We start from the raw sequence: 11,524 nt of genomic DNA, 5'->3' as shown, positions 1-11,524 counted from the left end.
ACCGCACCCAGGCACGTGGTCAGCGCGCGATGGCGGATCTGCCGGATCAGGGGCGCCCCGAGTACCCGTGGCACCCCGTCCACGGATGCGACGCCCTCCTCCCCGTCCTGCTCCCCGTCCCGCTCCCCCGCCGTGGGCTCCTGCCGCTGCGGCGTCACCGCCACCGCCATGGCCGGGAACAGGTCCGTGAACAGGTTCACCAGCAGCATCTGACGCGTACTCAGCGGTGCGGTCCCCGACAGCAGGGTGCCGATGGCGCCGAAGCCGATCTCGCCCGCGTTCCCGCCGATCAGGATGGCGACGGCGTCGGCGACGCTGCGCCACAGGGCGCGGCCCTCGCGGACCGCCTCGACCAGGACGGTGAGATCGTCGTCGGTGAGCACCAGGTCGGCGGCGTTGCGGGCGGCGGCCGATCCCCGGGCGCTGATCCCCACGCCGACGTCGGCGGCACGGATCGCCGCGGCGTCGTTGGCGCCGTCGCCCACCATCCCGACCACCCGGCCGGCGTCCCGCAGGGCCTCGACGACCTGGAGCTTCTGCTCCGGCGCCACCCGGGCCACGACGCCCGCGCCGGCCAGCATCCGGACCCTCACCGACCGGTCCGCGGACGCCAGTTCGTCCCCGGTGACCACGACGGTGTCCTCGGGCCAGCCCAGTTCGGTCGCGATCGCCCGGGCGGTCTGCGGATGGTCACCGGTCAGCATGACCGGCCGTACGCCGGCGTCCCGCAGACCGCGGACCAGGGCCGTGGACGTCTCGCGCGGCGCGTCGGAGAGCGCCAGCAGACCGGCGAACTCCAGCCGGTCCAGCGGTCGTTCGATGACGTCGGCCTCCTTCTCGTGCTCGTCCAGGGTGCGCCGTGCGACCGCCAGGACACGCAGGCCCTCGGCGGCGAGCGTGCGGGCCGTGGCGGACGCGTGGTCCGGCAGTGCGGAGCAGGCGGGCAGGACGGTCTCCGGGGCTCCCTTGACCACGAGCGTGCGCGGGCCGTCCGCGTCGCGGCCGACCGCCGCGGCGTACCCGCGGGCCGCCTCGAACGGCAGGCCCTCGGCCTGCTCCCACCGCGGATCGGCCCCGGCCGCGTCCAGGACGGCCGCGTCGGTCGCGTGCACCGGCCGCTCGGAGCCGCCGTTCAGTCGAGGGCAGGCACGCGCGGCGTCCCGGACGATGCACGCGACCGCCGCCTCCGCCACCCGGTGGACCGTGCCGCCGGTGTCGGCGACACGGGTCAGGCGCAGCCGGTTCTGCGTGAGGGTGCCGGTCTTGTCGAAGCAGACGGTGTCCATGCGGCCCAGGGCCTCCAGCGTGCGCGGGGTGCGCACCAGGACACCGCGGTGGCCGAGCCGCCGGGCGGCGGCGAGCTGCGCGACCGTGGCCACCAGGGGCAGACCCTCGGGTACGGCGGCCACGGCGACGGCCACGCCGCCGCTCACCGCCTCCCGGACGGGCGTGCCGCGCAGCAACGCCAGTCCGGTCACCGCCGCTCCGCCGCCCAGGGTGAGCGGGAGTGCCTTGCGGGTGAGTTCCTGCAGCCTGGCCTGCACCCCGGCGGAGGGCGGGGTGCGCGCGGCGAGCGTCACGGCGCGGGCCGCCTCGGTGCTCTCACCGGTCTGCACCACGACGGCCCGTGCGTGTCCCGCCACCACGGTGGTGCCCTCGAAGACCATGCAACTGCGGTCGGCGACAGGGGCGCCCGGGGTCGGATCGACCTGCTTCACGACGGGCAGGGACTCCCCGGTCAGCGCCGACTCGTCGACCTCCAGGCCGTCCTGCCACAGCAGGCGGGCATCGGCGGGTACGACGTCGTCCGCCTTGAGCTGGATCACGTCGCCGGGCCTGAGCCGGGCGGCGTCCACCGTCCGCGCGGGTTCCGCCGGGTCCTTGTGCGCGGGTGCCACGCGCGCCTTCTGCTTCTGCTCGGCGAGCAGGCCGGACAGCGCCCGTTCGGCCCGCAGCCGCTGGATGCCGCCGACCAGCGCGTTGAGGTCGAGCGCGCCGACGACGAGCGCCGCGTCGACGACGGAGCCGAGGATGGCGGAGGCGGCGGAGCCGACCGCCAGGACCGGCGTGAGCGGATCGTCGAGTTCGCCGCGCACCGCCCGGGCGAGTTGGACCGTCCAGCGCGCCGGGGCCAGGGTGGGCAACCGTCCGGCGGTGCGTGTCGCCTTGCGCAGCCGGGCCGTGGCCAGGTCGACCGGGTCCGGTTCGCGGGCCCGTTCGGTTGCCAGCCGGGCCTGGGCCTCCTGGGGCGGCAGCTCGTGCCAGGGCACGCGCGGGCGGGGGTGCGGGGCGCGGGCCGCCGCGACGCCCAGCGCCGCCCGCGCCCCGGACACCAGGGCCGTCGCCGCGCTCACGTCGACCGGAACGTGCCGCAGGCCGGGCAGCAGACCGCGCCGCCCCCGGCCGCCCTTGGACTCGCCCACGGCCACCAGCAGACCGGAGAGCGCGGCACCGGAGCGGGCCAGGGTCTGCGCGCGGCGCCCGACGGCGCGGGCCGCGGGGACCGCGATCAGCAGCCGCCACACGTCGGCGAGACCGTGCACGGCCAGGACGTCCGCTCCCCATACGACGGCGGCGTCCCCGTCCGTGAGGGCGACGGCGACGTCGCCGGCGAGCAGCCCGGCCAGCACGGTGCGTTCGTCGGCCGAGCCGAGCCGGGCCACGGTGACGACGCCGCCGGAGTCGCCGCGCAGCCCGTGCACCACGTCGTCCAGGGGACGCCGCGCGTCCACGACCTGGTCGGCGAGGCCGGTGAACTCCTCCAGCGCGGGGTCGTCCACGACCACGACCCGCAGCCCGGCCCGGCGCGCGGCGTCCAGTACCGCCTCGGCCCAGGGGTCCGCCGCGCCGCTCTCGGTGCGCAGCGCGCTCGGGTGCAGCACGACCGTGCCGGCCGTCTCGAGTTGCCGCAGCCGCTGCGGATCGCGCACCAGCACCCCTTCCCGTGACAGCGCGCCGCTCAGGACGGCCTGGAAGGCGGCGGGTCCGTAGCGCGCGGCCTTCGGCGAGCCCGCCAGCACCGCCTCGGCGGCCTCGTTGAGGTTGCGCTTGACGAGCAGCGTCACCGCCGCTCCGACCAGGCTGCCGGTGGAGGCGCGGGAGGCGTACTCCTCGGCCGGGGTCGTGCGCAGCGGCGGGCGCGGAACCTCGTCGGCGGGCACGCCGGCCCGCTCCGGTGTGCACACCTCGTCGTGGACCGCGTCGAAGGCGGCGGCGCGCGCGACCGTCTCCGCCAACTGGCACGACCGCAGCGCTCCGTCGAGCACCAGGGACGTGGGTGTCTGGCCGGCGCCGTGTGCGGCCGCGTTCGCCCAGGCCAGCGCCAGATCCATGCCGGTGCGGCCGAGACGGGCGCGCAACAGGCCGCGAAAGCGCGGGTTCTCCCGCAGCAGGGTCACGGCCGCGGTCACCAGGCGCGGCGACGGCGGCAGGCGCAGAGCCGACCCGATCACGGCGGCCGCGGTGCCTGCCACGTCGGCCGCCAGCGCGGTCGCGGCGGCCCGTACCCCTGCGGGCCCGGCCGGATGCGGGAACTCCTCCGGCAGGTCGTCCGCCCGGACCAGCCCGTGGCGTTCCGCGAGGCCGGTCGCGTCCTCCACCACACGGTCGGTGACCGCTTCCTCGGTCGCGGCCACCACCAGGCGGGCCAATCCACCGTCCCAGTACGCGAAGGCCACGTCGGGGTGTTCCGCCAGCGCCGCGGCCACCCGGCGCGCCCGCGTTGCGATTCCGTCCGCCCGCCGCTCCTCCCCCGGAACCGTCTGCCGCAGCGCGAGATGCGCCCGCGTGCCGGACCGCCACGGGCGGGGGCGGCCCGGCAGCGCGTGACGGACGACACGGGCGACACGGACCGCGGCGTCCGCGCTCCGCACCCCCGCCCGCGCCGTCCGGGCCACGGCTCCCGCGGACGCGCCCACGGCGGTCGGAGCCGACCGTTCGAACAGGTGGACCGCCGCCGGCACGATACGTCCAGCAGTGGTGGCAGGCCTCGTCAGCAGCGCAAGAGCCATGACGCCCCCTCAGCCGGCGGTACGCGCGCGGCGCGTGCCGGAGCCATCCCGCCCGGAGGACGCCGAAGGCTTCTTCGAGCGCGCGGGCCCGGGTGCCGAGGCCGGGGGCTTCTTCGCCCGGGACGCCCTTGGCCGGGGCGCGGCGGAGGCTGTCGCCTCGCTCTCGGACACCTGGGCCGGGGCCTGCCCGGATGCCTGCGGCCGGGACTGCGTGAGCCAGGCCACCGCCGCGCCGGTGAGTGCGAGGGGCCACTCGACCACGCCCACGGCGCCCAGCACTCCGGCCCCGGCGTAGACCGCGAGGCGCCGCCCCCGCGGCGACACGGCGCCGACCTTCTCGAGTGTTCCCTCGGCCGCCCTGCCCACCATCTGGGCGCCGGGAAGCCGGCCCAGGACCGAGGCCGCGTCGCGCACCGGCCGGGCAACGGCCCTCAGTGGCATCGGCGGGGACGACGACTTCTGCTCTGCCATGACTCACCTCATCCGTGGTGACATCGCCTTCTTGCGGGCCCCGGGTTCCCGCGTCGACGCCGGCCATCCCCAGGTCTTGGTCATGTGCGATGTGCGCGGCGACGGGTCGGGTGAGCAGCAGCCCGGCGAGGGGTCGTTGAGCAGAAGCGCGGCGACGGGTCAGGTGATGTGCCGCAGCAGCGCGGCGACGGCGGGCGGCGTCTGTCCCTGCGGGTGGACCACTCTCACCGTCCACTGCGGTGCCTGTCCGGCGAACGGGCGTACCGGCAGATCGGGGAATCGGGAGGCGAGGGACGGGGGCATGATGCACACGCCCAGGCCGTGCCGGACCAGGTCGGTCGCCGCCAGCACGTCGTTCACCTCGAAGGCGGTGGGGCGTTCGAGCGAGGCAGACCGGAAGGCCTTGTCGACCTCGTGCCGGATCGCCCAGCCCGGGGGGAAGTCCACCAGCGGCAGCCGGGCCGCTTCGGCCAGCGTCACCGGCCGCCGGGGCGGCGGGGCACCGGTGGGGGGGCCTGTCACCAGCACCATGTCCTCCTGGGCCAGCAGCCGGGCTGTGAGTCCCCGCAGTTGGGGTGTGTCGAGGGCGACGACGGCCAGGTCCACGCTGCCGTCGCGCAGCGTCTGCGGGATGTCGCCGACCGGGGCCTGGCGCAGCCTGAGCGTCACGGCGGGGTACTCGCGGTGGAAGTCGGCCAGTGCCTGGGCAAGACCGGTGAACAGGCCCTGCATCACACCGACGGTGATCTCGCCGCGCAGTGCGTCCTTGAACGGATCGACGGCCGTACGGGCCTGTTGGGCGGCCTGCAGGGTGGCCCGCGCGGCCGGCAGGAAGGCCTCTCCCGCGGGGGTCAGCGACACCCGGTGGGTGGTGCGGTGGAACAGCGGTGTGCCCAGCTCGCGTTCCAGGGACTGCACCGTGGTGGACACCGCGGACTGCACCACGTGCAACCGCCGTGCCGCCGCGCTGAACCCGCCTTCTTCGGCGACCGCGACAACGACCTCCATCTGCCGAAGATCCATGGTCGCCTCCTCCGGTCACCGCGTTCGGTCACCTCGTTCGCTCATGCCCTCGTGGATGACCGTCATATCAGGCGCCGCGCAGCGCGGGTCACCATCACGCCGGGCACCGCATCGGCCGTCGAGCGGCTGCCGCCCGGGCCGCGGCCGGACGCCGGTACGGCTTCTCCCCCGCGCCGCAGCGGTGTCGACTCGGCGTCAGGTGCCGGACGCTCGGTGAGCCTCGGGGGCGTGCTTCTCGGTGGCGAGGTAGATGCGGGTGGTCGTGCCGGCCGGACCGGTGTGCAGCCGGACCAGGTCGGCGAGGACGTTCACCAGCAGCAGGCCCCGGCCGCCGGGCCGGGCGCCGGGCGGAGGGATGCGCCCGGCCAGCGGATCGGTGTGCACGCCGGCGTCGTTGACCTCGCACACCAGCTGCCGCCCCTCCGCCCACAGGCGCAGGGTGCCCCGGCCGCCGCCGTGCACCACGCTGTTCGTGGTCAGCTCGGCCACCGCCAGCTCCAGGTCCGCCGTCCGGTCCTTCGCCAGGCCCAGCCGCGCCGCCTGCTCGGTGGCGAAGCGGCGGGCGCCGGGCAGTGCGGCGGCGTCGAAGGGGAACTGGGCGGCGTCGGACGGTGCGGGAGGCAGGGGCTGGTTGTACCGGCTGACGACCTGCTCGGGCGCGTAGGCTCCGCTGGGGCGCTCCTGGCCGCGCTCGATGACCGTCGGGTGGGTGGCGTGCGCGTCCGCGAGCACCGCGGGATCCAGCCGGGAGATGTCGTACGGGCACAGGATGCTCACGGCCCGGCCCTGGAAGGCCGCGTTGATCAGGGCCTCGTGCTGCACACACGCGGGGTACTCGGTCGCGGTGCGTCCGGCCCAGATGGGCTCCCCGATGATCCGTACCCGGCCCGTGGTGTGGGCGTCCGCGAAGCCGCGCAGCACCCGGGGGATGATCCGCCCCGGGTTGCGCCCGGCCTCGGTCATGTCCAGGAACTGCACGGCCTCGCCCTGTTCGCCGAGAGCCGCCCGCAGCAGACGCAGATTGTCGCCCGGCACGGCCACTGCCACCGGCTCCCCGGCGGCCAGCCCTTCCTGCACGAACGACACGGTGCCGGCCAGGTAGTCGTCGTGGTCGGAGTAGAACAGGGCGGGGTGCCAGAACCGGTCGTCCACCTTCGTCCCCGTCATGACTGCGCCACCTCGATCACCGACAGCTCGGGCCAGAACAACTCCAGCGTCCGCCGCAGACTCGCCGGTGGCTGCCACAGCACGATGCGCCGCCCTTCCCCCAGAGTTCGGGCCGCCGCCGCGAGCGAGGCTGCGCCGCGGACATCGATGAAGGTGACCGCGGACAGCTCCAGATGGCACACCGGCTCGTCCCCGTCCACGAGTTCCTCCAGCAGACGCTCCCACACCGGCTGCGTCGCCAGGCTGATTTCACCCACCGCCCGCATTCCGGCCCGGTCCCGCAGCGGGCCGCTCTCCAACACGGCCGTAGGCAGAGGCTCGGTGGCCGCCTGCCGCGTGCCTTGTGGTGTGTCCATCTCTCCACCTCGTGCGGCTGCTCCGGAACCCAGCCAGTATGGCCTACGGCCGAGCGGGGCCATGCGGCGGTGTTCCGTGGGCGGGTTCACGGCATGGCCGCAGCGGTCACGGCGGCGCTTGTCATCACCCGGCCGTCGTGCCGCGCACGTCGTCCGCCGGGGCACCGAGAGCGGCGGTCGCCGCCGCGTGGCGGCCGATGGCGGGCGCCGGTCAGAAGAGTGCGCGGTAGGCGACCGAGCCGACCGCCCCGGCCGGCAGGCCTTTGGTCACGGGCCACATACCGAGTACTCCCCTGGGCTGTGAGCGAGATGGAGACCGGACAGATCTTTCGAGTTCCCCGGGCGCGGCACACAAACGCCGCCGGTCCAGCGACGGCCGATCGGGTGCCGTCCGTGGCCGGGAGACCGCGCACCGCCGCGGGCTTCAGCGCGGTACGCGGCCTGTGCCGTGCGACCGAGCTCCACGAGCACGGGTGCGACCGCCTCTCAACCGGTACGAGCGTCGCCGACGGCGCCGCAGCAGGGCCCGGTGGGCGGTGGTAAGCGGAATGCATGAGACCCTCGCGTATCGCCGCCCGTCTGTGCTCACTTCTCACCGCCGTCTGCACCCTCACCGCAACTCCCACGGCACACGCCGCGCCTCGGGGGTACGCCACCGGGTACGTCGCCCTCGGCGACTCCTATTCCGCCGGTGTCGGTGCCGGCAGCTATCTCACCTCGAGCACCGACTGTCTGCGCAGCAGCCACTCGTTCCCCGCGTTGTGGGCCGCGGCCCACGCGCCGTCCAGCTTCGACTTCACCGCCTGCAACGGCGCCCGCGCCCTCGACGTGCTGAGCCGCCAGCTGGGGTCGCTCAACGCCCGCACCGGGCTGGTCACCATCACCGTCGGCGGCAGTGACGCCGGCTTCGGCCATGTGATGACGACCTGTGTGCTGCACGGCTCGGGGACCTGCCTGGACGCCGTCGAGGAAGCGCTCGGCCGCATCGACGGCGCCCTCCCCGGCGACCTCGACCGCCTCTACTCCGCCATCCGGGCCAAAGCCCCGCACGCCCATGTCGTCGTCCTCGGCTACCCGCACCTGTACCAGCTCAACGGCAGCTGCAAGGCGGGGTTGGCGGACACGACCCGTTCCGCGCTCAACGGTGCTGTCGACCGCCTCGACAAGGTCATCGACGAACGGGCCACGCACCACGGGTTCACCTACGTCGATGTCACCGGCGCCTTCACCGGCCACGAGATCTGTTCCGCCGCACCATGGCTCCACAGCGTCAACTGGCTCGCCCCGACCGAGTCGTACCACCCCACCGAACAGGGACAGTCCCAGGCGTACCTGCCCGCCCTGAGCCGCACCGCCTGAACCTCGGTCGGGTGCCGCCGTACGCCGGGCGACGGCCCGGAGCGCCGCTGTCGCCCGCGCCGCTGCGCGACCCGCGAACGCGTCGCGGCGACCGGCGTTCCCGGTCCGGCCGCCACACGGAGGGCGGCGCATGGAGACGTCGCCACCACGAATGACCCAAAACTGGGTGAATGCACCTGAATGGGGGAACTCTGTATGTAAGTAAAAAATCAATCCTCATCGAGAGGCACAGCGATGTCGTATCCGCAGCAATCCGGTGGAATGGGCACGCATCCCGAGATAGCGGAGATGCGGGAACGGCTCGAGCGCACGGCGGCCAGCGGCGGGGCGATCGCCCTTGAAGGGATGATCCTCCTGGCGGGTGTCTACGCCGCGATATCGCCCTGGGTCGTGCACTTTTCCGGTGCGCCCTTCATCACCGTCAACAACCTGATCGTCGGCATCACCGTCGGCCTGATCGGGCTCGGTATGACCCTGGTGCCCGAGCGCATGTTCCGCCTTGCGTGGGTGGTCGCCCCGCTCGGTGTGTGGCTCATCATCTCGCCCTGGGTGGTCACCGCCACGCACAGCGCGGGGGCCGGCATCATCGCGAACAACGTCGCGGTGGGTGCGGTGACGGCTGCGCTGGGCCTGGCAGCCATGGGCCTGACCATCGGCGTCGCCCGCCGCGCTCCTCAGTGAGGACCGCGGTACGGCACAGCCCGTGGTGAGCGTGCCGGTGTACGTGACTCGCGCGCACCGGCACGTTTCGGGGTGCCTCGGCGCCCGACGCTCGGCTCGGCCGCCCGCCGGGACGCGTCAGACGGTCGAGGCGTCCCGGAGCTCCATCACCCGCGTCAGGACGTCCGCGCGGAACAGTGTGCGGGCGTGGGCGACGCGGCGGTCCCGGTCGGGACCGGGGGTCGTGAGGCGGTTCAGCGCGTCGAGCAGCTCGGACTCCGTCGTGGCCACCTCGGTCAGACCGAGCGCGGCCATCCGGTGGACGCCTTCCTCACCGTGGCCCGGCAGGGGGCGGTATCCCACCACCGGCAGACCCGCGGCGAGAGCCTGTACGGCGGTCTGACCCGCGGCGTTGTCCACCAGGGCACCGGCCGCGCGCATCAGGTCGGGCATGTCGGCGACCCAGCCGAGCGCGAGAACGCCCGGGATCTCGGCGAGGTGCCTGCGGAGCACCTCGTTGCGGCCGCACAGCACGACCGGGAGAAAGTGGTGCGCGGCCAGCAGGCCGGCGGTGGCGGAGAGACGTGAGCCCGCTCCCCAGGCACCCGCGGAGAGGATCACCGGGGCCCGCCCGGGAGCAGACCGGGCGAGGCGGCGGGACCACTGCGTGGCGGCCTGGGCCGGGGCGAGGAACTCTGGAGCCACGGCCGGTCCGGTGGTCTCGGCGGGGATGGCGATGTCCTCCCGTACCTCGTCGGCGGCCTCGTCGGTGAGGCAGAAGTAGTGGTCGTTGCCCGGATGGAGCCACTGCCGGTGCACCGCGAAGTCGATCACGAAGACGGCGCTCGGCACCCGCAGCCGGCCCCGGGACCGGAGGTGGCCGGTCAGTTGCGCCGCCAGGTGGAAAACGGGCAGGACGACATCCGCGCCCGTGCCCTCCACGAGGTCGGTCAGGCGGCTGCCCGCGAGGCGGGCCAGCGGGACACCGCTCGGGCGGCGGCCGGGACCCCGACGCAGGAACGTGCGGTAGAGGAAGGCGTACACCCAGGGGAAGTGCCTGACCGAGGACTGGTAGAAGCGGCGCAGACCCGCGCCCAGGCCGTACGGCAGGAGGGCGAGGACGTCGACGACGTCCGCCTCGTGGCCGCGCTCCCGTGCGCGACGGGCGAGTTCACGGGCGACCGTGTCGTGTCCGGCGCCCATGCTCGCGCTCACGATCAGGATCCGCCGGGAGCCGTCAGGGGACGGCGGCTGGACCGCTGGGGCGGGGGCCGGTCCCGCCGAACGGGCTACTCCGGCCGCCGGGCGGCGGGCCGAGTTCATGGCCGTTCGCGTCGCTCGCCGTCGAGGCACGGGGGAAAATGCACGCACTGGTACTGATTGTCCCGAGCCGCACTTTCCAAACGCGCCTGTGTTGCGGGTTTCGGGGCGCGGCGAGCGGGATACTCACCGTCCGCTTCGTCCGCTTCAACCCTCTCAGCGCAGGAGTGCTCGAAGCCAGGAGCACCCGACCAACCGCCGTCGCCACCCGTCCGTCCGGTGTTCGCCGTCGCAGCCGAGCCGAGGTCGCCGCCATGTCCCATGCTCCCTCCCCTCCTCGATCAGACCCCGCCCTCTCCGCGGACGCTCCGTCCCACCCCGCGGGCGCCGCGCCCCGGCCCACCGGTGACCGGACGTCCCACCCGGCCACGGCACTGGTGACCGGCGCATCCTCCGGCATCGGGGCCGCCGTCGCGCGGCGGCTGGCCGCTGAGGGCGGCTGGCGTCTGGTGCTGAACGGGCGGGACGCGACCCGTCTCGCGCAGGTCGCCGACCGGGCTGCGGCCACCGGCTACCCCGCGGATCTCACCCGTCCCGGAGCCGGCCGGCAGCTGGCCGAGTTCGCCCTGCAGCGGATGGGCCGCGTGGATCTGCTCGTGGCGTGCGCCGGGATCGGCTGGGCCGGCGAGTTCAGCAGCATGCCGCCACGCGCCATCGACGAGGTGATCGACGTCGACCTGCTCGCCACACTGCATCTGGTGCGGCAGCTCGTCCCCCATATGGTCCAAGCGGGCTCAGGGCGTGTGGTGATCGTCGGATCGCTGGCGGGCGCGGTCGGAGTGCGCGGAGAGGCCGTCTACTCCGCGGCAAAGGCGGCGCTTGCTGCGTTCGCCGACGCCCTGCGCTACGAACTGCGCGGTACCGGGGTGCGGGTCAGCCTCGTGGTCCCCGGTGTGGTGGACACCCCCTTCTTCGAGCGCCGGGGTGCGCCCTATCGCAGGTCCAGGCCGAAACTGGTGCCGCCCGAGCGGGTGGCGGACGCCGTCTGGTGTGCGGTGAGCAGGGGCCGGGACGAGGTGTACGTGCCTCGCTGGCTTCGGCTGCCCGCCCGGATCCGTGGTGCGGCACCCGGCCTGTACCGGCGGCTCGCCGCCACGTTCGGATGAGTGGCGGGTGAGCGCTCTCACCGTCGTACTCGCGCTGCTCACGGCGCTGTCC

Annotated in this window: 9 protein-coding genes; 3 read left to right on the top strand and 6 right to left on the bottom strand. The window is 74.4% G+C overall.

The genetic code is table 11. The features are described 5' to 3' along the window. The 5 genes from C3488_RS37650 to C3488_RS37630 form a co-directional block, all read right to left on the bottom strand. On the bottom strand, positions 1-4,010 hold a 4,010-nt coding region (locus C3488_RS37650; protein ID WP_103845351.1), incomplete at its 3' end, for an HAD-IC family P-type ATPase. Positions 4,011-4,019: 9 nt separating this feature from the next. Beyond that, the gene (locus tag C3488_RS42215) at positions 4,020-4,481 is read right to left on the bottom strand and encodes a hypothetical protein (protein ID WP_258053894.1); all 462 of its coding nucleotides are present in this window, start codon (positions 4,479-4,481) and stop codon (positions 4,020-4,022) included. 159 nt (positions 4,482-4,640) lie between these two features. Then, positions 4,641-5,504 (bottom strand): LysR family transcriptional regulator, encoded by an 864-nt coding sequence (locus tag C3488_RS37640; protein WP_103845349.1) that lies wholly within the window; start codon positions 5,502-5,504, stop codon positions 4,641-4,643. Positions 5,505-5,699: 195 nt separating this feature from the next. Beyond that, complete coding sequence (locus C3488_RS37635; RefSeq protein WP_103845348.1) at positions 5,700-6,671, bottom strand: sensor histidine kinase; 972 nt, start codon at positions 6,669-6,671, stop codon at positions 5,700-5,702. Continuing rightward, positions 6,668-7,027, bottom strand: coding sequence for an STAS domain-containing protein (locus C3488_RS37630; RefSeq protein WP_103845347.1), 360 nt, complete (start codon positions 7,025-7,027; stop codon positions 6,668-6,670). The genes C3488_RS37635 and C3488_RS37630 overlap by 4 nt, the downstream gene beginning before the upstream one ends. Positions 7,028-7,579: 552 nt before the next feature. Here C3488_RS37630 and C3488_RS37625 point away from each other — a divergent pair. Both C3488_RS37625 and C3488_RS37620 read left to right on the top strand, forming a co-directional pair. Next, a complete protein-coding gene (locus tag C3488_RS37625) occupies positions 7,580-8,386 on the top strand; it encodes an SGNH/GDSL hydrolase family protein (RefSeq protein ID WP_103845346.1) in 807 nt (268 codons plus the stop codon). A gap of 234 nt (positions 8,387-8,620) precedes the next feature. Then, positions 8,621-9,067 carry an SPW repeat protein gene (locus C3488_RS37620; protein WP_103845345.1) on the top strand — a complete coding sequence of 149 codons (447 nt, stop codon included), beginning with the start codon at positions 8,621-8,623 and terminating at the stop codon, positions 9,065-9,067. A 117-nt stretch (positions 9,068-9,184) separates the two neighbouring features. Here the strand turns inward: C3488_RS37620 and C3488_RS37615 are convergent, their stop codons facing one another. Further along, a complete protein-coding gene (locus C3488_RS37615; protein WP_103845344.1) occupies positions 9,185-10,249 on the bottom strand; it encodes a galactosyldiacylglycerol synthase in 1,065 nt (354 codons plus the stop codon). 371 nt (positions 10,250-10,620) lie between these two features. Between C3488_RS37615 and C3488_RS37610 the strand changes: the two genes are divergently transcribed. Continuing rightward, on the top strand, positions 10,621-11,472 hold the full coding sequence (locus tag C3488_RS37610) for an SDR family oxidoreductase (protein WP_103845343.1): 852 nt from the start codon (positions 10,621-10,623) through the stop codon (positions 11,470-11,472). The last annotated feature ends 52 nt before the right edge of the window (positions 11,473-11,524 follow it).

The sequence above is a fragment of the Streptomyces sp. Ru72 genome, assembly GCF_002920635.1.
Taxonomy (GTDB): Bacteria; Actinomycetota; Actinomycetes; order Streptomycetales; family Streptomycetaceae; genus Streptomyces.
The sequence above is the reverse complement of the archived record's forward strand: the minus strand, read 5'-3'. Positions and strand labels throughout refer to the sequence as shown.